General features: G+C 70.0%; 14 protein-coding genes and 3 pseudogenes. 6 read left to right on the top strand and 11 right to left on the bottom strand.

Features of this window, described 5'->3' with window-relative positions; all coding sequences use genetic code 11:
- Positions 1-15: 15 nt before the first annotated feature.
- Positions 16-1,107 carry a PP2C family protein-serine/threonine phosphatase gene (locus IE237_RS08895; RefSeq protein WP_189801246.1) on the bottom strand — a complete coding sequence of 364 codons (1,092 nt, stop codon included), beginning with the start codon at positions 1,105-1,107 and terminating at the stop codon, positions 16-18.
- A 393-nt stretch (positions 1,108-1,500) separates the two neighbouring features.
- On the opposite strand from IE237_RS08895, the gene IE237_RS08890 reads away from it, so the two are divergent.
- The gene (locus IE237_RS08890) at positions 1,501-3,387 is read left to right on the top strand and encodes a choice-of-anchor A family protein (protein WP_189801245.1); all 1,887 of its coding nucleotides are present in this window, start codon (positions 1,501-1,503) and stop codon (positions 3,385-3,387) included.
- Between the two features lie 144 nt (positions 3,388-3,531).
- Here IE237_RS08890 and IE237_RS08885 read toward each other — a convergent pair whose 3' ends face one another.
- The gene (locus IE237_RS08885) at positions 3,532-4,335 is read right to left on the bottom strand and encodes an ABC transporter permease (protein ID WP_189801244.1); all 804 of its coding nucleotides are present in this window, start codon (positions 4,333-4,335) and stop codon (positions 3,532-3,534) included.
- Positions 4,332-5,294, bottom strand: coding sequence for an ATP-binding cassette domain-containing protein (locus IE237_RS08880; protein WP_189801243.1), 963 nt, complete (start codon positions 5,292-5,294; stop codon positions 4,332-4,334). Before IE237_RS08880 ends, IE237_RS08885 begins: the two co-directional genes overlap by 4 nt.
- Positions 5,295-5,512: 218 nt before the next feature.
- Between IE237_RS08880 and IE237_RS08875 the strand changes: the two genes are divergently transcribed.
- Positions 5,513-6,250, top strand: a complete 738-nt coding sequence (locus IE237_RS08875) for a GbsR/MarR family transcriptional regulator (RefSeq protein WP_189801242.1) — start codon at positions 5,513-5,515, stop codon at positions 6,248-6,250.
- A 35-nt stretch (positions 6,251-6,285) separates the two neighbouring features.
- Here the strand turns inward: IE237_RS08875 and IE237_RS08870 are convergent, their stop codons facing one another.
- From IE237_RS08870 to IE237_RS08855, 4 genes are all read right to left on the bottom strand, one after another.
- A complete protein-coding gene (locus IE237_RS08870; protein WP_189801241.1) occupies positions 6,286-8,670 on the bottom strand; it encodes a protein kinase family protein in 2,385 nt (794 codons plus the stop codon).
- Positions 8,594-9,706: a patatin-like phospholipase family protein gene (locus IE237_RS08865; protein WP_189801240.1), complete on the bottom strand. Its 1,113-nt coding sequence runs from the start codon at positions 9,704-9,706 to the stop codon at positions 8,594-8,596. Before IE237_RS08865 ends, IE237_RS08870 begins: the two co-directional genes overlap by 77 nt.
- Before the next feature lie 145 nt (positions 9,707-9,851).
- Positions 9,852-10,946, bottom strand: a complete 1,095-nt coding sequence (locus IE237_RS08860; RefSeq protein WP_189801239.1) for a hypothetical protein — start codon at positions 10,944-10,946, stop codon at positions 9,852-9,854.
- Positions 10,947-10,950: 4 nt separating this feature from the next.
- Positions 10,951-12,708, bottom strand: a complete 1,758-nt coding sequence (locus IE237_RS08855) for an FG-GAP repeat domain-containing protein (protein ID WP_189801238.1) — start codon at positions 12,706-12,708, stop codon at positions 10,951-10,953.
- 486 nt (positions 12,709-13,194) lie between these two features.
- Here IE237_RS08855 and IE237_RS08850 point away from each other — a divergent pair, with 486 nt between their 5' ends.
- Positions 13,195-14,100 carry a hypothetical protein gene (locus IE237_RS08850; RefSeq protein WP_229842461.1) on the top strand — a complete coding sequence of 302 codons (906 nt, stop codon included), beginning with the start codon at positions 13,195-13,197 and terminating at the stop codon, positions 14,098-14,100.
- Positions 14,101-14,270: 170 nt separating this feature from the next.
- Here the strand turns inward: IE237_RS08850 and IE237_RS08845 are convergent, their stop codons facing one another.
- From IE237_RS08845 to IE237_RS08835, 3 genes and pseudogenes are all read right to left on the bottom strand, one after another.
- Positions 14,271-14,633 carry a hypothetical protein gene (locus tag IE237_RS08845; protein ID WP_189801236.1) on the bottom strand — a complete coding sequence of 121 codons (363 nt, stop codon included), beginning with the start codon at positions 14,631-14,633 and terminating at the stop codon, positions 14,271-14,273.
- A gap of 322 nt (positions 14,634-14,955) precedes the next feature.
- The gene (yicI, locus tag IE237_RS08840; protein ID WP_189801235.1) at positions 14,956-17,238 is read right to left on the bottom strand and encodes an alpha-xylosidase; all 2,283 of its coding nucleotides are present in this window, start codon (positions 17,236-17,238) and stop codon (positions 14,956-14,958) included.
- Positions 17,235-17,429 (bottom strand): annotated as a pseudogene (locus IE237_RS08835) (family 1 glycosylhydrolase); the annotation flags it as partial. The pseudogene IE237_RS08835 and the gene yicI, both read right to left, overlap by 4 nt.
- On the opposite strand from IE237_RS08835, the gene IE237_RS08830 reads away from it, so the two are divergent.
- From IE237_RS08830 to IE237_RS08820, 3 genes and pseudogenes are all read left to right on the top strand, one after another.
- Positions 17,406-19,082, top strand: a complete 1,677-nt coding sequence (locus IE237_RS08830; protein ID WP_189801626.1) for an extracellular solute-binding protein — start codon at positions 17,406-17,408, stop codon at positions 19,080-19,082. The pseudogene IE237_RS08835 and the gene IE237_RS08830 overlap by 24 nt on opposite strands.
- A pseudogene (locus tag IE237_RS08825) lies at positions 19,082-20,123 on the top strand (ABC transporter permease). The gene IE237_RS08830 and the pseudogene IE237_RS08825 overlap by 1 nt, the downstream one beginning before the upstream one ends.
- A pseudogene (locus IE237_RS08820) lies at positions 20,120-20,757 on the top strand (carbohydrate ABC transporter permease); the annotation flags it as partial. The pseudogenes IE237_RS08825 and IE237_RS08820, both read left to right, overlap by 4 nt.
- A 239-nt stretch (positions 20,758-20,996) precedes the next feature.
- On the opposite strand, the gene IE237_RS08815 reads toward IE237_RS08820, so the two are convergent.
- Entirely contained in the window at positions 20,997-22,013 is a 1,017-nt protein-coding gene (locus tag IE237_RS08815) for a LacI family DNA-binding transcriptional regulator (protein WP_189801234.1), read from the bottom strand.
- Between the last annotated feature and the right edge of the window lie 84 nt (positions 22,014-22,097).

The raw sequence follows: 22,097 nt of genomic DNA, 5'->3' as shown, positions 1-22,097 counted from the left end.
GAGGAGTTCGAGGCCTCACGGCGTCCTCAGGCGTACGGCCAGGGCGGCGATGTCGTCGTCGAGGCTGCCTCTGCTGTGACGGAGGAGGTCGTGGTGCAGGGCCGTGAGCAGATCACGGGGAGGCGTGGGGGGCTGCCGGCGCATCCATGCCGTCAACGGGAAGAACTCACCGTCCCGGGCACGGGTTTCGGCGATTCCGTCCGTGTAGAGGAGGAGAAGCTCGCCGGGAGCGAAGTCGAAGGCGTCCGCACGGTACTGGTCACCGAGCAGTTCCGCGAGGCTGAGCAGAGGCGAGGGGACGGACGGCTCGAGGATCCGCACGTTCTTGAAGCTGTGGATCAAGGGCGGGGGGTGTCCGCAGTTGACGATGGTGATGTGGCTGCCTTGATGCGGGATCTCGACGAGCAGCGCGGTGGCGAAGCGTTCCATCGGTGCCTCGGGGGGATGGGCGGCGTTGTGCCGGGCGCAGCTGGCGTCGAGCCTGCGGGCGACGTCGGCCATGGAGGCCTCGCCGTGTGCCGCCTCCCGGAAGGCGTTGACGATCGCCGCGGCCGCCCCTACAGCCGGCAGGCCCTTGCCCCGCACGTCTCCGATGAGCAGTCGTACCCCGTAGGGAGTGTCGACCACCTCGTAGAAGTCCCCGCCGATGCGGGCTTCTGCCGCGGCCGCGAGGTACAGCGATTCGATCTCGACGTTCCGGAAACGGTGCGGCAGGGGCCGCAGCACCACCTGCTGGGCCGCGTCGGCGACGAGCCGTACCTGAAAGAGTGTGCGCTCCCTTTGTAGCCGGACATGGCTACCGTACGCGGCGGCCACGGTGACCGCGATGATCCCCCCGCACGTCCACCACGTCCCGAGATCGGGGAAGACGAGACTGAGGCCGATCATCAGAAGGAGGCAGACGGTCCCGAGGAGGACGGTCGGGAGGACCGGCCACATGGAGGCGGCCAGAGCCGGCGCCGCGGGCAGGAGGCGGCTGAAGGCCATCTCCGGCGGAGTGGCGTAGGCCAGGCCCGCGATCACGACGGTCAGAATCACCGGCGACAGCCGCACGAGCCTGCCGTAGCCGTAGCTCCGACGGAGCTGCGTCCGTCCGGACTCGATCATGAATCCCAGAGTATCCGCGGGGGGCCCGCTCAGCGACGTGACGAGTGGGCTCCGCGGGCTCGCGAGGGCGCGACCGCGGGATGCGTCACTGACTCGTAGGAACCGGAAGGTCACGCACGGTGTCATCGAGCGCCAGGTCATGCGGACGCGAGGGAATGCGCACGGCTCAGAGCATCGAGTGCCGCTTCCGTCACCACGCCAGGCTCCTGGACGGCGTCCGGGAGCAGGTCAGCCGCCTCGGGGCGGGGCACACCCCGGTGGTGGCTCCACCCTTCGGGCGATACTCCTCATGGCAGTCAGACTTCACACTCGTCGGTGAGCGAGGTCCCTGACCGGCCCAACCCCCGGCCCGCCTGGATGGTGCGCCGGAAGGGGCGCGTCGAGACTCCGGGCATGAGACACCACACTTCCCGGAGACAGGGGCGCGCCCGGCGTCGGACCGTCTCGGCCGGGCTGTCCTGCGCCGTGACCCTCGCGGCCGTTCCCGCCCTGATCCTCGGCCCGGGAGTCCCGGCCGCGCTCGCGGCGCCGCTGCCCGGAGGGCTCGGGCCCTGCGTGCCGGGGGACTGTCCCGACCCGTTCCCCGGCATCAACAACCGGGACATCGCGGGCCGCGACGCCGGCATCAACATCTTCGTGGGGGACGACTTCCTCGTCCGCGGCCGGGCGGCCGAGGCCGAGGGGCGCGTCGTGGTCCTGGACGACTTCGACCAGAACAAGGACCTGACCGCAGGCGGCCTCTACAACCTCGGCATCGTCGGCGTCGGTTCCCGCGTCGTCCCGCCCAGGGACGCGGACTTCCTCACCACCGGCGGCGACATCACGATCGCCACGAACCAACGCCTGGAGACGACCGGCGGCCTCCAGAACGAGATCGGGACCGTACGTCACGCGGGAACCGTCACGGGGAACGTGACCGGCACCCTCGTCGAGGACGAGAACGCCGTCGCCCGGTACGCGGGACTGCGCGACCGGCTCACCGCCGCGAGCCGCTGCTACGCCCGCGTCGACGGTCAGCCCCGTACCGCCACCGGCACGGCCGTCAACCAGGGCACCCAGACCCTCTTCACGGGTGACGGCGCCTCCCTGCTCCAGGTCTTCAACGTGGACTTCGACATGACCACCGCCACCGGCGCACAGCAGGGCATCGTCTTCGCCGGCATCCCCGCCGGAGCCACCATCCTGGTCAACGTCACCGGCGCGGACCGGACCCTCAGCACCTACAGCGGCGGCATCGACGACACCACCGACCCGCTCAACGCCTACCGCGAGCGGCTGCTGTGGAACTTCCCCGACGCCACGACCGTCGAACTGGCGGGCACCGGACAGTTCCAGGGCAGCTTCCTGATGGGGGAGCAGTCGTCGATGACGACCGTGACCCTGCCCGGCATCAACGGCCGTTTCTTCACCACCGGTTCGGTCACGCACACCAGCGCCGCGACGGGAGGCGGCGGCCAGGAGTTCCACGCGTACCCCTTCGACGGAGACCTGCCCGACTGCGACGACAACCCCGTTCCCACCACCGGTGCGGTGAAGGTGGTGAAGACGGACGAGGAGACGGGTGCGGTGCTGCCCGGCGCGACGTTCCGGCTGTGGGAGGAGACGAACGGCATCCCCGATCTGCAGACCTCGGGTGCGGACCCTGACACGCAGGTGGGCGCGGCGTGTGTGACGGGTACGGACGGGGTGTGTTCGCGGACGGTGGAGCCGGGGACGTACTACTGGCAGGAGACCGATGCTCCCGACGGGTACGACCTTCCGTTGCAGCCGGTGTTCGGGCCGCTCGTCCTGACCGAGGAGAACGCGACCACGGGCGTGTCCGTCGCCGCCTCCAACAGCCGTACGCCGGCCCCTCCGGGCACCGGATCCGTCATGCTCCTCAAGTCCGACGCCGACACCCACCTGCCGCTGCGCGGGGCGACGTTCGAGCTGTGGGAGGAGACCAACGGGCGGGGCGGGCTGCAGACCGACGGCGCTGACCCCGACACCCGGATCGGGACGCCGTGCACGACGAACATCGCCGGCCTCTGTTCCTTCGGGGATCTGGACCACGGCACGTACTACCTGCGGGAGACCGGTGTGCCGGACGGATACGTCCTGCCCGCCGACCCGGTCGCCGGCCCGTACGTCATCAGCGGTGACCAGGAGGTCGTGATCGCCCGGCTGGACAACAGCCGCGGTGAGAAGCCCTGTGAGGACACGGGCTACGGCGACGAGGGCTATGGCGACGAGGGCTACGGCTCGTGCGCCGAGGGAGGGACCCGGGCCGGGAGAGCCTGACCGGAGAACGGGTGAAGACACTCGACACACACGTGCCCGCCGCCGGTGCGGCGGCGGGCACGGCATCTGCTCGGAGACGATGTCGCGGCTCTTTTCAGCGGAGATGCGCTCAGAGGGACTCACGGGCTGACGCGACGCAAGCACTCACTTGGTGGGCTCGCGGTTGTAGAGCTTCTTGGCCCAGAGGTAGCCACCCAGAGCGATGAGGGCGCACCAACCGATGGTCAGGATTGCACTGTTGTCGAGTGGGGTGCCCATCAGCAGACCGCGCAGGGTTTCGATGAACGGGGTGAACGGCTGGTAATCGGCGAACCATTTCAGCCCGGCCGGCATCGAGTCGGTGGGGACGAACCCACTGCCCATCATGGGCAGGATCATCAGCGGCGTCAGCATGTTGCTCGCGGTGGCGACGCTCTTGGCGACCATGGCCAGTGCGACCGACAGCCAGGTGAGCGCGAGGATGATCATGACGAGCGCACCGACCGCGCCGAGCCATCGGCCGAAGTCCGCGGTCGGCTCGAATCCCACCAGCAGCGCGACCCCGATGACGGCAGTGATACTCAGGAGGGTCTGGATCAGGCTGCCCAGCACATGGCCGGTGAGCACCGAGACCCGGGCGATGGCCATGGTGCGGAACCGGGCGACGATCCCCTCGGTCATGTCGATGGCCACCGAGATCGCCGTGCCCTGGGCCGCGGTCGCCACTGTCATCAGGATGACGCCGGGGACGACGTAGTTCACGTAGGCATCGCGGCCGCCCGACGGCCCGTCAAGGCCGGTGCCGAGGATGCCGCCGAGCACGTAGACGAACAGCAGCAGGAAGACCACCGGGACCCCGGCGGCCGTCAGGATGAGCGTCGGGTATCGCAGCATGTGCCGCAACTGACGGCACAGCATGGTCGCCGAGTCGGCGAATGCGACGGCGACGGTACGGGAGACGCTGCTCATCGGGCGGGCTCCTGTTCCGTGACCGGGTTGCCCGTCAGGGCGAAGAAGACGTCATCGAGGTCGGGGGTGTGGACCTGCAGTTCGTCCACGGTGAGCGAGGCATGGTCGAGCCGGTCCAGTAGTGCGCGCAAGGACCGGAGGTCGCCCTGGCTGGGGATCTGCAGGGTGCGTGTCTCGTCGTTGCGGGACATCACGTCCAGTGTCCGGGCGGCGTGGTCGTAACCGCGTGGGTCGGCGAACCGCAGGGTGACATGGCCGCCGCCGACCTGCCGTTTGAGCTCCTCCGGCGGGCCCTCCGCCACCACCTTTCCCCGGTGCAGGACTGCGATCCGGTCGGCGAGTCGGTCGGCCTCCTCCAGGTATTGGGTGGTGAGGAAGACGGTGACGCCCTCGTCGTTCACCAGTCTGCGGATGATCTCCCACATGGTCCGCCTGCTGCGCGGGTCCAGCCCGGTGGTCGGCTCGTCGAGGAAGATCACCCGAGGACGGCCGACCAGCGTCATCGCGAGGTCCAGGCGGCGGCGCATTCCGCCGGAGTAGGTCGCCGCGGGTTTCCGGGCCGCGTCCACCAGATCGAACCGCGCCAGCAGTTCCGCGGCAGACGGCCGCCGTTCCCTGCGGGGCAGGCGGTTCAGGTCGGCCATCAACAGCAGGTTCTCCTCTCCGGTGAGGAAGCTGTCCACCGCGGAGAACTGACCGGTGACACCGATCGTGGCACGGACCGCGTCCGGATCCCGGACCACGTCGTGGCCCGCGACCCGCATGTCGCCGGCGTCGGCACGGATGAGCGTGGACAGGATCTGCACCACGGTGGTCTTGCCCGCACCGTTCGGGCCGAGCAACGCGAAGACAGACCCCGCGGGGATATCGAGGTCGATGCCGTCGAGCACCACGTGGTCGCCGTACACCTTGCGGACCGCAGTCGCCGTGACTGCGGATGGACCGAGATCGGTAGTCATGGGTTCCACTCCCGTTGGGTGAGATCCGGCGCCGCACGAGCGCTTTTACAGCCAAGCGAAAGTTACGTTGCATGCATGAGACTGTCAATCACACCTATGTGAAGCAACAGCATAAATGCAGGTCAGTTGGGGTGAATCATTGCGTGACCCCTGTCAGCTAATGCAACGGTGTTGCGTTGCATTAAGCTGGCCTCGACGCCGACAGCGGAGGACCCCCGATGCCTGGTGACAGACTCACCCTTCAGGACCGGCAGCAGATCGCCGCGGGCCTGCGCGAGGACCTGACCTACGCCGCCATCGGCCGTCGCATCGGGCGGCCGACCTCCACCGTCACGCGCGAGGTGATGCGCAACGGCGGGCCGCGCGGCTACCACGCCGAGGCGGCCAACCGGGCCGGCACGCGACCCGGCTACCAGCGCAGGACCACTGCGTCGGCGCCGTCACGAGGGCGGGTCGACCCTGACGGGCGCGATCCACGGCTCGTGGACGAGGTGGAGGCGCAGAGCGCGGAACTGATGATTCAGGCCGGGCTCCCGCCGATGATGGCCAGAGTGCTCGCCGCACTGTTCACCACCGACAGCGGCAGCCTCACCTCCGCGGAACTCGTGCGACGCCTGCACGTCAGTCCCGCCTCCATCTCCAAGGCCGTCGGCTATCTGGAGAACCAGGCGCTCATCACACGCGGACGCGACCCCCACAGCCGCGCCGAACGCTACGCCGTCGACGACGACGTGGCGTTCCAGTCCATCGTGGCCGGCGCGCGCAACCAAACCCGGATTGCCGAGGCCTGCAAGGGCGCAGCCGAGAAACTCGGCACCACCACCCCTGCCGGCGCCCGACTGGAGAACACGAGCCAGTTCCTCCTCCACGTCATCGACGACCTGGTCCGCTCGGCCCGGCACTGGCACGAGGTCTACCCCACCCACCCTCGGCAGGCGTCCGAAACCGACGACTGAACGGTCACGTCGGCCTCAGAAAACACCCGCGGTGGTCACCGGCATCGGCCGACGCGTTCGGCGGCCAGGCAGATCCGGACGATCGTGACGCGGATCGTGGGGCCGCCGATGCCGCATTTGATGGCGTAGAAGAGGATGATGTTGGTCGAGGTGACGGCCAGCGCGTACACGTAGACGTCGTGGAGGAGTCCCAGGTAGAGCGCGGTGCCGATGGTCAGTACGGCCGTGGCGTAGAAGAGCGAGGTCGGCACCCACTGGGTGAACGAGGACAGCCCCGTGATCTTGGTGTCGTCGCCGGGGACCGTGCTGAGGCCGAGCTGTCGTGAACGGACGATGACCGCGCGGACGTAGGCGAGGGTCAGTACGTTCGCGAGCAGGGTCAGGATCTGCCCGATCGCGGAGTTGATCGGCCACCAGCGAGGCTCGACCAGGGTGATGGCCAGCACGAGCAGACACGGAGCGACCGCCATGATCCGCATGGTCGCCTCTGTCGCCAGGGCCAGCCGGGTCATCGAGCCGGCCCGCCAGCCGATGACGAGGGGCGTCAGGCCGGAGAACAGCATCTGGTAGTACTTTGGTGCGGCGATCGCGTAGGAGAGCCCGACCATCCGGGCCGGGAGATTGGTCCGCAGGTCCGGCACCTCGTAGCCCTCGCGCCGCCACGCGTCGACGATCGGGAGGCCCTCGGGGGTGCGACTGGCGTGCTGCACCAGCTCCACGAGCTTGTTCCCCCAGTCCAGGTCCAGGTCTCGCAGGAACCAGGTGACGACGACGGTGTTCGTCACCGCCCAGATCAGCGCCGAGAGGAGAGACCAGGCGAGGAGCCAGTCCGTGAACTGCCCGCGGTCGGACTCCGGACGCTCGTCGAGTCGTCTCCGCATCCGCCACAGCCGCCACTCGCGGCCCGGGTCGCCGGCCAGCGGCCGCATCAGCTCGCGCAGGGCCCGCCACCCGGTCTCGACCCGCAGGTCGGACTCGCCCTGCTCGGCGGCCTGCACCATGTCGAGCTCCGCCAGAAAGCTCTCCTTCAGTCGCGCGTACGAGAGCGCGGGCCCGGCTCCGGCGGAGAAGATGAGCAGCCGCCGGCTCGGGTCGGCGTCGACCAGGTCCTCGACGAACCGCGCGAGCAGCGCGGCGCGCATGTAGAAGATGTCGGGTACGACGCCGTCGGCGCTCGCCCGTCCGGTGCCGAAGAGAATCAGCAGCTGCCCGAGCGAGTAGAGGTCGGCCTGGGCTATCTCGGTCTCGCCGGCCTTCACCTCCGGGGCGATGTAGGCGGCCTCGGCCCCTGCCGCCCCGGTGACGGTGTGGGTGTACAGGTAGTTCCGGCCGAGGTCGATGAGCCTGAAGGCGCCGTCGGACGCGGACACGATGATGTTGGAGGGTGCGAGGTCCGCGTGCACGCTCTTGAGCCGGCCGTGGACCGGGTCGTCGCGCGCGACGCGCTGAAGGTCCTCCAGGGCTTCGAAGAGCAGCAGCCCCTTCTCCCGGAGCCGGTCCAGGCGAAGGGAGGCGGCCTGGCCCGCGCCGGCCGCCTCCGGCCCCCACTCCTCGCGGACGAGCTCGGCGAGCGTCCTGCCCTCGATGAAGTCCATGAGGATCCAGCTGTCCCAGCTGGCCCAGACCCGCACCAGGTGCCGTGACCCGGTGCTCGACGTGCCGTACGTCTCCGCGTAGCTGCGGGTGGCCTGCGCGAGGGTCCCGATCCGGGTGAACGGGTAGAGGATCAGTTTGAGGGCGAACTCCGGACGGGTGCCGTGCACGGCGTCCGCCGTGGCACCGCGCAGGATCATCGAGGTGCTGCCGTGTCGATGGAACCGCAGCTTGCGCTGCATGGCGTCCCATTCGCGCCGGGCGGGTTCCACGGTCTCGGCCGCGCCGCGCCCCGCGGGTCGCCGCTGCGGGCTGTAGACGTCGGCGATGACCTCCGCGACCGCGACCTCGGCCACGAGCACACCGCAGACGCCGTCGCAGTCATGGGTCAGGGCTTGGCCGCTCCGGCCGGTGACGGCCCCCGGCTGGGGGAGCGAGCGCTGCGCCTCGGAGTCGGCGAGGCCGAGCAGGGTCAGCAGGAACAGGCTGACGAACCCGAACAGCTCGTCCGGGCCCGCCGGGCGTCCGCCGTTCTGGTCTCGGTATCCGAGGCACCAGGCTTCGAGGTGCGCGATGGCGGCTCGCCTGCCCGCAAGCCCGAAGCGGTCCTCGAACGACCGCTCGTCGAGAGGGATGTCCTGCAGCAGGCGCCGCCACAGGTCGAGCCGGCGGGTCCGCTGTCGGGCGGCTTCCGGCCGGCCGTCGGCGGGCAGGTCGAGCAGGTCCTGCAACCGTGCCAGGTGCCCGTCGTCATATCCCGTCACATCGGACAGTGCTGCGAGCAGCAGATCCAGCGTCGCGCCCCGGTGCTCCATTCGCGCTGTCAACCACCCTCAGTCTCGGCATGGCACGGATTCCGCCCTGGCGCATCAGCTCGGCCGGTCTTCCCTCGGTGGCGCAGAACGCGATTCCGTAGGCCATCCGCGCGTGGTGGAGAAGCCGGCCCTGGTTCAGCTCGTGCCGCTTGAGCTCCGGCATCCACGGCAGCGGCGCCAGATCGAGGACGTACGGCGCGCCGGCTGCGGGATCCGTTCTCATCCGGCGAAGCCAGTCCTGGTCGTGGTGCTTCTGGCGGATCGCCGCCAGGTAGCCGGCGCCGAGGCCGCGGCGCATCCGCTCCAGGTGCAGAAAGGTGTAGCGGTGCATCAGGTTGAGCCCGGCGCCGGCCGGTCCCATCGGCCGGGTACTGAGCGACAGGACGTGCGTGCAGCCGTCCCCGACGGCGAGCCGGAAGGGCAGGGCGGTGAGGACGCCGCCGTCGACGGCGCGTCTCCCGTCGGGTGTGGCGAAGGTGCCGGGGACGGCGATGGGGAGCCAGGCGGAGGCGCGTAACGCGGCCTTGAGGTCGTGCCGGGAGGCGAACTCCCGCAGCACCACGGTCCGCAGGGCGTCGACGTCGGTGATCGGGACCGCCAGGGCGATCGGCGAGCGGAGGACGGCCTCGTAGTCCAGGGGCTTGACCCGCTCCATGATGTGGTCGAACGAGTAGGCCAGGTTCAGGATCGGTTGCCCGCGCAGAGCCCGGGAGAAGTCGACGAACTGCTTGTTCGTCAGGTCGTCGTAGTAGATCGACAGCGGGTACCAGGTCTCGCCCGCGAGGAAGTAGGCACCGTTGATCCCTCCGGCGGAGCACCCGTAGACCACGTCGAAGGCGTTCTTGAAGCCGTGGTCCTCCAGCTGGGACAGCATCGCCGCGGAGATCACTCCGCGCATGCCGCCGCCCTCGACGGCGAGGGCGACGGTCGCGCCGTCCGTGCGCTGCCCCGGTAAGCTCCCGGACTCCCGGCGGGCGCGCAGGATCTCCAGGACGGGATGCGCGGGATCCCAGTACTCGTGCGTGCTCTTGACAGCGCCGGCCTGCATGGTCCCCCCGTGCGATCAGATCCCTGACCTTCCGTCACCACACCGCACAACCCCATCCCCCTCCCCGCTCGCGCCAAACGCCCGGGGCGTAGCGTGTCCGGAACAAGACCCACGCACCGGTCGCGCCGGCCGCCGTCGCAGGACGCTACCGAGCATGGGGGTCGTCGGCAGGCGGATTCTCGGCCCGCAGCTTCCGCCGCAGTGCGCGCAGCGCGACACGTTCCTCCGCGCGACGCCGCAGCCAGGCGCGCCGTCGCTTGCGCGTGATGAAGAGGATCAGGCCCAGGGCGAGCAGGCCGCCGACGGTGAGGACGGCGATGAGCCAGGGGAAGAAGGACAGCCGGACCGTGTTGCTGTCCACGGTCTTCGCGCCGCCGCCGGGAACCGTGGCGGTGACCGCGCGGCGGCCGAGAGCGGGGAGGTCGGCCACGCGGCCGGTGAGGGTGGCGCTGCCGCCGGGGATCACGTAGATCCCCGTGGGGGTGAGCGGGACGGTACGCGCGGAGCTGCCGCCGGTGATGTTCAGCGTTCCGGCGAAGGTGTAGAGGACGTTGCCCGTGTTGCGTACGGTCACGGTGAACTCCTCGCCGCCGCCCGCGGGCCGGTGTTCCAGTTCCGTGAGGGAGACCTGGAGGTCGGCGGTGCCGGGGACGGTGAGCTCGACGAGCCGGGCGATACGGGTCTCGGTGTTCACCGATCCGCTGACCGCGGGGGTGCGCAGCGCGGTGACCAGGCTGCCGAGGTAGCTGCCGGGCGGGGTGCCGTCGGGGACCGCGAGGGAGAAGCGGACCGTGGCCCTGCTCTTCGGCCGCACGGTGACGGTGGCCTCGGAGTCCAGTTTCAGCCAGGCCCCGACCGCGGCCATCTTCTGGCCTTCCTGCGCGGGGGCCAGGCCGCCGCCGGCCGCGTTGGTGACGTCGGCGCCGTAGACATGGAAGGTCCGGGCCTCGTCGCTCTCGTTGTAGATGACCGCGGAATCCTCGATCCGGGCGCCGGCCTTCAGCGCGTACCCGAAGTGCCCGCCGGTCAGTGTGGTCAGACCGTAGAGCCCGGCCTGCACGCCGAAGGGTGCGCCCGCAGCGGATTCCGGTGGAGTGGGCGACGGCACGGGGGCCGGCGCTGCCTGCGCGCCCGGCGCCAGGGCGAGCACAAGGCCCGTGAGGAGGAGGCTCCACAGGGCGGTGAACCGTGCCCGGTGGGCGGCGGTGGCGCCACCCCGGGCGCGCAGACAGCTGTTCATGGGATCAGCCGGTGATCGTGTACTGGAGGGTGCCGCTGTACGAGCCGGGGGCCGTCTCCGTGGGGATGTTCCACTGTGCCGTCGACCCGTCGTGTGTGAAGACACCGCGGGTGCCGCCGTCGCCGGTCGCCATCGTCACGGCGGGGGAGAGGCTGGTGCCCGGCTGCGGGTCGGCGCCCTCGGGGAAGTGGCCGCCCGGGCCGGGCTCGGCGATGCCCGTCCAGCGGCCGCCGGTCCCGTTGAGGTGTCCACCGGTCGTGACCCTCAGATTGCTCCACCCGATGGTGTCCGTGCCGCTGACCAGGTCGGTGGTGGCGACGGTCACCGACCAGGGGGCGGTGGTGGAGAGGGTGTCGGTGTACGTGAACGAGCCGAGTCCTGCCGGGGTGCTGACGGTGCCGGGTGTCAGCGTGCCGAAGTTGACGGCCGGCAGGTTCACCTCCATCGACAGCACACCGGGCGCCTTGGCGACCCGCATCGACATCGACTGGGCCGTACGGTTCGCCTTCGAGGTGTTCAGCAGCACCTGCGCCGCGACGCCGGCGACAGTGGAGGCGGCAGCCAAGTCGGGCCGACCGTCGGCGTTCAGGTCTCCGACAGCGTACGAGCCGTTCGCGCCGGCCTTCGTGTCGTACAGCGGGCCGGCGTTGCGGAAGGTGCCGGTGCCGTCGCCGAGGAGGACGGTGGGCTGGTTGTCGGGGCCGTTGTCGGTGACCAGGTCCGGCTTGCCGTCCGTGTTGACGTCGGTGATGGCCACGCCCTCAAGAGCGCTGCCGCCGACCGGGTAGGTGACCGGGGCGCCGAAGGCTCCGGCGCCGTCGCCGAGGAAGACGGTGACCGTCCGGTCGATGTGCGCGACGGCCACGTCCGGCCTGCCGTCGCCGCTCACGTCGCCGAGGGCGATGGCCCGTCCGAGGAAGACGCCGTCGGCGAAGCGGGTGGCCGGGCCGAGTCTGCCCTTGCCGTCACCGAGGCGGACGGAGATGTCGGACGTACCCATGTTCACGGTGATGACATCGGGCTTGCCGTCGCCGTTCACATCCCCGGCCTTCAAGCCGGCGGGGCGCAGCTGCCCGGCGGAGTAGCTGCTGGGCCGGCCGCCGCCGACGTAGTAGTTGCTCGCGGTGCCCAGCGCGCCGGTGCCGTCGTTGGTCCACACCGAGACGTTGTCGCCGTTGGTGTTGGAGGTCAGCACGTCGGGCTTGGCGTCACCGTTCATGTCGGCGACCGTGATGTCTGCGGGGAACAAGGCGTTCGTCGACTGGTTGACCAGCGTCGGCGCGAAGTAGGAGGTGGCCGGGGCGAAGCCGCCCTTGCCGTCACCGAGCAGCTCGACGATGCTGCCCATGCTTTCCGTGCCGTGCTGCGTGGGCTGCTTGGTCAGGGCCGCGGCGACCACCGCGTCCAGCCGGCCGTCACCGTTGAGGTCCGCGAGGGCGACCGCCGTCGGGAAGGTGCCGGTGTCGAGCCCGAAGGAGACACCGGGGCCGAAACCGCCCTTGCCGTCGCCGAGCGCGGCCACCAGGGTGTTCGATCCCTTGACCGGGGTGACGAGGTCGGCCTTGCCGTCGCCGTTCAGGTCGCCCAGCGCCGGGGCGGTGCCCTTCCCGGAGCCCGCGGGCAGCGGGACAGCGGTCGCCCCGCCGAAGGAGACGCCGGGATCCGGTGCGGCCTGGGCGGCCGGCGCCAGACACATCCCGGCTACGAGCGCGGCTGCGGAGCCGAGCACGAGCCCGGCTCTGCGTGGTGTGGAAGTCTTCAACGTACCTGCCCCTTGAGGTGTCGCGGCACGCCGACGGGAGGAATCGACCTGCGGTGGTGTGAGGGAGAGTCAGATGCAGTCAACACCGCAGCGCCGGGAGAGTTCAGTGGATGTACCACCAGTTCCGGGGGCCGTCCTCCGGGTGTGACCTGGTGCTTCCTACGATCTGCCGGCCGGCTGCGGACGGGGATACCCGCCCCGGGCCCACGCGGTTGCGCTCACCGGAATGTCCGGATCTTGGTGAGGGATCGACGTGGCGATCATGGAGGGGAACCGTTGGCTGCCGGTGCGCACCCCGCAGGGACCCGGCCTGGGATACGGCACGATGGCCTGATGAACGCACAACAGGGAAGCGCGGCACAGGAATCCATCGGGGGGATCGCCCGGCGACTCGTCGCGGCAGACACCGATGGCTGGACGCCGGAGGGTATGAGGGCTCTGGCGGCCGAGCTGGGGTGGGCTTGGGACGGCACGTCGGACGCTCCTGTGTTGACGACCGGCCGGTCCTCGGGCGATGCGCGCCTGCGCCCGGTCGGCGATTACGAGAAGCGCTACGTCGACGGCGAGTCGTACGTGGAGCTCGCGGTCCCCGTGGCGGTTCCCGCACCGGACGCCGCAGCACAGGCGGCGGCCTTCCGCGCCGCGATGGAGGAAGTGACGGCCGTACTGGGCAAGCCGTCGATCATGGGCTCGCACGGTGAGATGGGCCCGTTCTACGACAGCGAGCCGCTCTGGGGCGCTCCGTTCCTGCGCTGGCGCGGCAGGCCCGACACGCTCGAACTGCGTGCCGGGAAGTCGGGGCCGGAGCTGGTCCTGCAGCCCACCGATCCCGCGGAGAACTGGTTCTGGCGCCAAGGCGTCGGCGAGGAGCACTCGATCAGCGGCTTCTTCGGCAGCAACCGTGATCAGGCCAACGTCGGCCTCGGTTTCCCGGGTGGTTGGACCGCCCGCAGCTGGGAGACCGTCACCCGGTCGCTGGGAGACTTCCTGGGAGCGCTGCCCGCCGAGACCACCGCCCTGGGGATCCGGATCGGGATGCCGCTCTACGGGCGCAACGGCCGCAGCGCGCCCCTCCTTTTCGACGTGGTGTGCGGCGACCGGCTCTCGATCGCCTGCTTCGCCCCGGACGAGGTCGATGCGGCCGCACTCGGCTGGGGCACCGTCGCCGAATTCCCGCACACGGCGTCGGTCTTCGGCGACGACGATCCGGTGTGGCGTGTGGACGCGGGCGGCCCCGGCGAGCCGAAGGGCCGCGCACTCGCCGAGATGCTCGTGGCCACGGCCAGGGCGGCGGGCGCGAGCGACCCCACCGACCTGATCATCGGCGGCGAGGCGGGCTACGTGGACGGCTACCACGTCACCTACTACGGGCTCGGCCTGCCGACCGGCTGATCGCCTCCCGAGCGCGCGCCTCCGCGGTGGGGCGCCCCTGCTCCTGGCGCTCGCCTGGGCCGGCGCGGACCGGGGGAGCCGGTCAGGAGCGGGAGGATCGGAGGCAGGTGGCGTGGAGCGAGTCGGCCGGCAAGGTGCGCGAAGCACCTGGCCGGCCGACGCGCTCGGCGTCACCGGCTGCTGGCGAGCCTCACGATGGCGCTGCGGCCCTGGTAGAACTCGTGGATCTGTACGCGCTCGCCGTAGCCGCAGGCCCGTACCTCGTTCGCGTAGTTCTGCCCTTCCGGGGTGATGCGGACGACCGCGCACAGGGAGTCGCGCCGGGTGTCCTCCACCCATCCGTCGACGTAGAGAGCGGTCTGGCCTTCGACCTGGCGGCACGTCAGGGTCCAGCTGGCCTCCCCGGCGGCGATCTTGGGGGAGTCGCGGTGGGGGCAGGTGGCGGCGTTGGCGGGGGTGGCGGTGACCATGACCGTGGCGCCGACGAGAACGGCGGCGGCCAGGAGAGGCCGGAGGGTGGGAACCAGTCGCATGGGGTGCTCCTTCGGTTGGACTTGTTCCGACCGTAGGAGGTCCGGCCCCCGGAGTGATCATCGCTGCCACCAAGGAGTGACGCGGTCCGTCCTTGTGGGTGACCGACCCGGGACAGGGGTTCACGTCACGCGGGGGTGTCGTGATCGGCGGCCGCACGAGTTCGCTGCCCGGTGCGCCTCAGTCGGCGGGGCACCGCGGGCAGCCGGACGGGGGCAGCCGGGAGCCGGCCCTGTCGCTGTCCGGGCCGGTGTCGCCGCCGAAGGCGCACGAGAGGAGTGCGGCGGCCGGGGCGACCCGGACGGCCCGTCCTGACTGCCGGGTTCAGGCCGGGTACGGCAGCTCGGCCTCCGAGGTGCCGGCCGGGCGGGTGTGCGCGGTTGCGTCCGGGCTGCCGATCCGCAGCTGCCACGGGTGCGGGCTGTCGGTGGTCACGTGCAGGCGGTCACCCCGGCGGCGCAGGTGGAAGCGGGCGGTCTCACCGGTGCCCTCGGTGCTCGGGATCACGACGGTGCGCTCGGCTCCGTCGGCGAAGGCGTGGACCCGCAGTTCGACGCCGTCCGCCCAGGCCGAGACCGGCTGCTGGTCGTCGGCGGCCAGCGCGATGACCGAGTCCGGGCGGGCCAGCAGCGGCAGGGTGTGGAAGCCGTGCTGCTCACGGGCCCAGCGCGGCCCGGTGACCCGAGCGCCTGTCAGCACGTTGGTCCATATGCCTTCCGGTACGTAGTACTCGACGGTTCCGTCGTCCGTGAAGACCGGGGCGACGAGCAGGTCGTCCCCGAGCATGTACTGCCGGTCGACCGTGGCGGCGGCCGGATCGTCGGGGAACTCGAGCAGCATGGCGCGTATCACCGGGACGCCGGTGGCGTGCGCCTGCTGGGCGGCGCGCTGGAGGTACGGGGCGAGGCGGTGCTTGAGCAGGGTGAACGCGCGAGTGACCTCGACGGCCTCCTCGCCGTAGTCCCACGGCACGCGGTACGACGTGCTGCCGTGCAGGCGGCTGTGCGAGGAGAGCAGCCCGAACTGCACCCAGCGCTTGAAGACGGTGGGGGTCGGGGTGCCCTCGAAACCGCCGATGTCATGGCTCCAGAAGCCGAAGCCGGACAGGCCGAGGGAGAGCCCGCCGCGCAGCGACTCGGCCATGGCGTTGAAGTGGGACTCGCAGTCGCCGCCCCAGTGGACCGGGTACTGCTGGCCTCCGGCGGTGGCGGAGCGGGCGAAGAGCAGCGCCTCACCCTCACCGCGCTCGGCGCGCAGGAGGTCGAAGACGGCCCGGTTGTAGAGGTGGGTGTAGTAGTTGTGCATCCGTTCCGGGTCGGAGCCGTCGTGCCAGACGACGTCGGTGGGGATGCGCTCGCCGAAGTCGGTCTTGAAGCAGTCCACGCCCTGGTCGAGCAGTGTCCTCAGTTTGCCGGTGTACCAGTCGCGGGCGGCGGGGTCGGTGAAGTCCACCAGGGCCATGCCGGGCTGCCAGAGGTCCCACTGCCAGACGCTGCCGTCAGGGCGCCGCACCAGGTGGCCGCCCCGCATACCCTCCTCGAACAGCGCCGACTTCTGCGCGATGTACGGGTTGATCCAGGCGGAGACCCGCAGCCCCCGCTCCTTGAGGCGCGCCAGCATGCCGGCCGGGTCGGGGAAGGTGTCGGAGTCCCAGACGAAGTCGCTCCACTGGTAGCCGCGCATCCAGAAGCAGTCGAAGTGGAAGACGCTCAGCGGGATGCCGCGTTCGGCCATGCCGTCGACGAAACGGTTGACGGTGGCCTCGTCGTAGTCGGTGGTGAAGGAGGTGGTGAGCCACAGGCCGAGCGCCCAGGCCGGGGGCAGGGCGGGCCGGCCGGTGAGTTCGGTGTAGCGCTGAAGGATCTGCTTCGGGGTGGGGCCGTGGACGCCGAAGAACTCCAGCGACTGGTCCTCGACGCTGAACTGGACCTGGCCGACCGCCTCGGAGCCGACCTCGTAACTGACCTTGCCGGGGTGGTTGACGAAGACGCCGTAGCCGCGGTTGGTCAGGTGGAAGGGGATGTTCTTGTATGCCTGTTCGCTGCTGGTGCCGCCGTCCGCCTGCCAGATGTCCACCACCTGCCCGTTCCTGACGAACGGGGTGAACCGCTCCCCCAGCCCGTAGACCAGCTCGCCGACTCCCAGGGAGAGTTGCCCGAGCATGAAGTGGCGGCCGTCGGCGTCCGTGGCGAAGCCGGTCCCGCGCTCACCCACGGAGGTCAGCGTCCGGCCACCGGCGGTGAACTCCAGGCGCCACGGCTGGGAGGTGTCCACGCGCAGCGACAGTTCACCAGCACTGAGCTCGACCACCGTGCCGTCCCGGTGCACCTTTCCGGCATCAGGTCGCCCGCCGGGCAGCTCGAACTCCGGCCCCCGGCGCACCGAACCGGCGTGGTGGGTGGCACGTACCCCGATCACGCCCTCGGCCGGCGACCAGCACTCGACCGTCAGCAGCGGACTGTTGAGCATGCCGCCGCGGCCGCGCACGTGCTTCACCGGTGCGTGGAGGGTCATCCGGTGCTCGTCGGCCCGGACGTCGGCGACCTCGGTGGCGTAGCGGGCGGTGACGCCCGGACGCATCAGCCAGTAGCCGTCGGTGAACTTCATCGGGTGGATTCCTCCGTCCGCGCTCGGTGCGCGGTGATCAGGCCCCGGTACCAGTCGTCGCTGTCCTTGGGCGTTCGGGTCAGAGTGCAGTGGTCGACGTGGACGAGACCGAAGCGCTGTCCATAGCCGCGCGCCCACTCGAAGTTGTCCAGCAGCGACCACACGTCATAGCCGCGTACGTCCACGCCGGCCGCGCCGCCTCCTCCGGACCGAGCCGGAGAAGCTTTCTCGCCTCCACGGCGGTCGCCACCGCAGCGGTGGCCGGGGGATTGCCGCTGCTGACCGCCTGCAGCGGTTCGGACGGCGAGTCGCGAGAGGGCGCCACGTCGGGGAAGGCCGCCGACAAGCTGCTCCCGACGTACGTCGCCAGCACGGTCGCCAAGCCTGACCTTCCGTCGAAGAACGGTTCGGCAGACGGCTACACCGGCAAGGTCGATCTCGCCGCCCTGGCCACGTCGGTTCCGAAGAAGCTCGGCACGGGCGCTCCCGTCAAGATCATGTCCCCGTTCTGGGGCACCCCGCCGAAGGCCGGATGCGCGTACTACACCGCGGTCGACGCGGCGGCGGGCACCAAGGTCACCTGGCAGAACCAGGACGGCACCACCTACGGCCAGAAACTCGGCGCCGTCCTCGCCTCCAGCTCCGTACCCGACATGGTGGTCGTGCCGAGCTGGGAGCTGGTCGGCAAGATCGCGAACGCGGTCACCGCGAAGTTCATGGACCTCGGCCCCTACCTGGCGGGTGACAAGGTCAAGAAGTACCCGAACCTGGCCGCGATTCCGTCCGATGCCTGGCGCATGGGCATCTTCGGCGGCGCGCTGCGCGGCATCCCGATGCCCGCCGCCCCCGCGAGCTTCATCGTGCCCTACTACCGCAAGGACATCTTCGACAAGAAGGGCTACACCGTACCCAAGTCGCCCGACGAGTTCCTCAGCTGGGCCAAGGACGCCACCAGTGCCAAGGCCAAGGTGTGGGCCTGCGGTGACATGAGCTGGTTCGCGGGGAGCGTCTTCGGCAACGCTCCCGAGTGGAACATCGACGACGACGGCAAGCTGAGGTACACGAAGGAGCGGCCCGAATACCTCGAATCCCTGGAGTGGACCCGCAAGCTGTTCGACGCCGGCGTGGTCCACCCCGACGACAAGGCGCTCTCCGGCGACGCCGGTCAGCGCTTCACCGCCGGACAGATCCTGGTCTTCAACAGCGACCTGTCCGCCTGGTACGTCAAGGCCGCCGAACAGGCGCAGGCCAACCCGGACTTCCGGATCGAGGCCATGGACATCTTCGGTGCCGACGGCGGCGACCCGACGCTGTGGGCGACCTCGCCGTCCAACATCTGGTCGATGATCCGGAAGGGCGCCTCGAAGGAGACCGTCGAGAACGCGCTGGCCGCCGCCGACTTCGCGGCAGCGCCCTACGGCACCAAGGAGCGCATGCTCGTCGACTACGGCGTCGAGGGCACCCACTACACGGTCGAGGGCGGCGTCCCGGTCAAGACCGAACAGGGCAACTCCGAGGTGATCAACGCCTGGGTCATGGTGGCCGCCCCGGCTCCCTACCTCGCCCACCCGGACCTCCCCGAGATCGCCCGCAAGCAGGTCGAGTGGCAGCAGCGGATGGGGGTCTTCATGAAGAAGACGTCCCTCTACGGCATGAACGTCGTCGAGCCTGCCCGCTACGCCACCCTCGAGAGCCAGTTCGAGCAGCTGGAGATCGACTACGTGCGGGGCAACAAGAAGCTGTCCGACGTGCAGGCCGCCATCTCCACCTGGAAGTCCTCCGGCGGCGACGAACTGCGCGCCTGGTACCAGGAGCTCCTCGACAAGAACGGAAGCGGCAACTGATGTCGCTCACGGCCGGGAGCCGGCCCGACGGGACCGTCGAGGAGCCGAGGGCTGTGGTCGCCGCCGCCACCGAGCCGAAGCCCCGGCCACCGCGTGGGACGAGCAAGGCCGGCAAGGTCCCCTTGCGGATCCGGCTGCGCCGTGACCGCGCCCTCATCCTGATGGTCGCACCCGTCATCGCCCTGCTCCTCCTCTTCAACTACGTCCCGCTGCTCGGCAACGTCATCGCCTTCCAGGACTACGACCCGTACGCCTCCGACAACGGCATCGCGGCGATCTTCCAGAGTCCCTGGGTCGGCCTCGAGCAGTTCTCCCGGACGCTCGACGACCCGTTGTTCTGGAGCGCCACGAAGAACACCCTCGTCCTCTTCGCGCTCCAGCTGGTGCTGTTCTTCCCGGTCCCCATCGCCCTCGCGCTGGTCATCAACAGTGTGATCCGGCCCCGGGTCCGTGCCGTGGCGCAGGCGATCATGTATCTGCCCCACTTCTTCTCCTGGGTCCTCGTGGTCACCGTCTTCCAGCAGATCCTCGGCGGCGCGGGCATCATCGCGCAGACCCTGGAGGCGCACGGGTGGAGCGGCTTCGACCTGATGACCGACGCGGACCTCTTCAAGTACCTGGCCACCGCGCAGGCCGTGTGGAAGGACGCCGGCTGGGGGGATCATCGTCTTCCTCGCGGCCCTGTCCTCCGTCAGCACCGATCTGTACGAGGCCGCCGCCATGGACGGTGCGGGGCGCCGGCGACGCATGTGGCACGTGACGCTGCCCGCGCTGCGCCCGGTGATCGCCCTGCTCCTTGTCCTCAGGGTGGGCGACGCGCTGAGCGTCGGCTTCGAGCAGTTCCTGCTCCAGCGGCACGCGGTCGGTGCGGGGGCCAGCGAGGTCCTCGACACGTACGTGTGGAACATGGGCATTCAGAACGGCGACTTCAGCTACGCGGCCGCGGTCGGCCTGGCCAAGGGACTCATCGGAGTGTGCCTCGTCCTGGGTGCGAACAAGTTCGCCCACCTCCTGGGCGAGCAGGGGGTGTACAGGAAGTGAGTCTCAACACGCAGCTCATCCGCAGCCTCAAGGCTCCCGCCCGCCCTGTGTGGGAGGAGCCGCCGAGCAAGGTCGGGCTCACCGCCAAGAGCGGCTTCCTCCTGCTCTGCTGCCTGGGGGTGCTCGGTCCGCTGTGGATCGTGATCGTCACCAGCTCTCGCCCAAACCGGTGATCGACCGGGCCGGCGGCCTCGTCGTGATCCCCGAGGGCATCACCTTCGTCAACTACACCGAACTGCTCGGTGGTGGCCAGGTCAGCCGGGCGATCATGGTCTCGGTCGGTGTCACGCTCTTCGGCACGCTGTTCTCGATGACGGTGTCGGTGCTCGCGGCCTACGGGTTGTCCCGGCCGGGCAGCCTGGGGCATCGGTTCTTCCTGATGATCATGATGGCGACCATGTTCTTCGGGGCCGGACTCATTCCGACGTACCTTCTGGTGCAGTCGCTGGGCCTCACCGACAGCTATCTGTCGCTGGTCCTGCCGAGCGCCGTCAGTGTCTTCAACATCCTCGTCCTGCGGGCCTTCTTCATGGGCATCTCGCCCGAGCTCACCGAGTCCGCCCGCATCGACGGGGCCAGTGACCTGCGGATCCTGCTGACCATCATCCTGGTTCCGGCGCGGGCAGCCAGTGCCTCACCAAGGGCTGGATGCCCGGCAACGAGACCATCGGTGACGTCCAGTTCGGCTACGAGATCACGTCCTCGGCCGGCGGACTCGACTTCCACACCGACAACCTGACGGTCGACGGCGGCTGATCCGAACCCAGGGCCGAGGTCGGTCCGCGTCTTTCCCCGGGCGCGGTCGGCCTCGGCCCGCGGCGTGTTCGGCCGGTCCGCCCGTTCATCAGGATGCCGGACACCGGCCCTTCGGGGTCAGACGGCGGTGGAGGGTGCCGGCCCCGTACTCGTGCGCACCGTCAACTCGGGTGCGATGAGCACGACTTCGTCGGTACCGGTGCCGTCCAGCTTGGCGACCAGACGCTCCACCGCCTGCCGGCCCATGTCCTGGGCGGGGATGGAGACCGACGTCAGCCGCAACGAGGCCTGGACGGCCACCTGGTCCGGGCAGACCGCGATCACCGACACGTCCTCGGGCACGGCGCGGCCCTGCTGGCGCAGCAGGGCGAGCAGCGGCTCGACCGCCTGCTCGTTCTGTACGACGAAGCCCGTGGTACCGGGGCGCTCGTCGAGGATGCGGGCGAGGGTGGCGGCCGTCGCGTCGTAGCCGCCCCCGCACGGCCGGTGCAACAGCCCGATGCCCGACTCCCGTGCCCGGGAGCGAATTCCGTCGAGGGTGCGCTCGGCGAAGCCGGTGTGCCGTTCGTAGACCGCGGGGGCCTCGCCGATGACGGCGATGTCGCGGTGGCCGAGCGTCGCCAGGTGCTCGACGCACAACGCGCCGGTCGCCCTGAAGTCGAGGTCGACGCAGGTCAGCCCGCTGGTGTCGGCGGGCAGCCCGATCAGCACGGAGGGTTGGGCGGTGTCGCGCAGCAAGGGCAGCCGCTCGTCGTCGAGCTCGACGTCCATGAGGATCATCGCGTCGGCGAGCCCACTGCCGGCGACGCGGCGGACGGCATCGGGACCCTCTTCGCCGGTCAGCAGCAGTACGTCGTACCCGTGTGTCCGGGCCGTCGTGGCGACCGCGACAGCGATCTCCATCATCACCGGCACGTACATGTCGGTGCGCAGCGGAATCATCAGTGCGATGATGTTCGACCTGCTGCTGGCCAGGGCCCGTGCGCCCGCGTTCGGGTGGTATCCCAGCTCGTGGATGCTCTGCTCGACCCGCAGCCGGGTGCTCGTGGAGATGGACCGCTTGCCGCTGAGGACATAGCTCACCGTGCTCGCCGACACTCCGGCGTGCCGGGCGACCTCGGCGAGGGTGACCATCCAGCTCTCCCAGCTCAGTGAAGCGCTTCGACGATGGATCGGAAGCGCTTTGACCGTGTGTGCGTGCCATTTACCCAGTGAAAT

It is taken from the genome of Streptomyces tanashiensis, assembly GCF_014648895.1.
Classification (GTDB): domain Bacteria; phylum Actinomycetota; class Actinomycetes; order Streptomycetales; family Streptomycetaceae; genus Streptomyces; species Streptomyces tanashiensis.
The sequence above is the reverse complement of the archived record's forward strand: the minus strand, read 5'-3'. Positions and strand labels throughout refer to the sequence as shown.

Coding starts and splice junctions, on each gene's coding strand:
- IE237_RS08895 (WP_189801246.1), bottom strand. CDS start 1,107: ATGATCGAGTCCGGACGGACGCAGCTCCGTCGGAGCTACGGCTACGGC.
- IE237_RS08880 (WP_189801243.1), bottom strand. CDS start 5,294: ATGACTACCGATCTCGGTCCATCCGCAGTCACGGCGACTGCGGTCCGC.
- IE237_RS08860 (WP_189801239.1), bottom strand. CDS start 10,946: ATGAACAGCTGTCTGCGCGCCCGGGGTGGCGCCACCGCCGCCCACCGG.
- IE237_RS08845 (WP_189801236.1), bottom strand. CDS start 14,633: ATGCGACTGGTTCCCACCCTCCGGCCTCTCCTGGCCGCCGCCGTTCTC.
- IE237_RS08890 (WP_189801245.1), top strand. CDS start 1,501: ATGAGACACCACACTTCCCGGAGACAGGGGCGCGCCCGGCGTCGGACC.
- IE237_RS08865 (WP_189801240.1), bottom strand. CDS start 9,706: ATGCAGGCCGGCGCTGTCAAGAGCACGCACGAGTACTGGGATCCCGCG.
- IE237_RS08815 (WP_189801234.1), bottom strand. CDS start 22,013: ATGGTCACCCTCGCCGAGGTCGCCCGGCACGCCGGAGTGTCGGCGAGC.
- IE237_RS08875 (WP_189801242.1), top strand. CDS start 5,513: ATGCCTGGTGACAGACTCACCCTTCAGGACCGGCAGCAGATCGCCGCG.
- IE237_RS08885 (WP_189801244.1), bottom strand. CDS start 4,335: ATGAGCAGCGTCTCCCGTACCGTCGCCGTCGCATTCGCCGACTCGGCG.
- yicI (WP_189801235.1), bottom strand. CDS start 17,238: ATGAAGTTCACCGACGGCTACTGGCTGATGCGTCCGGGCGTCACCGCC.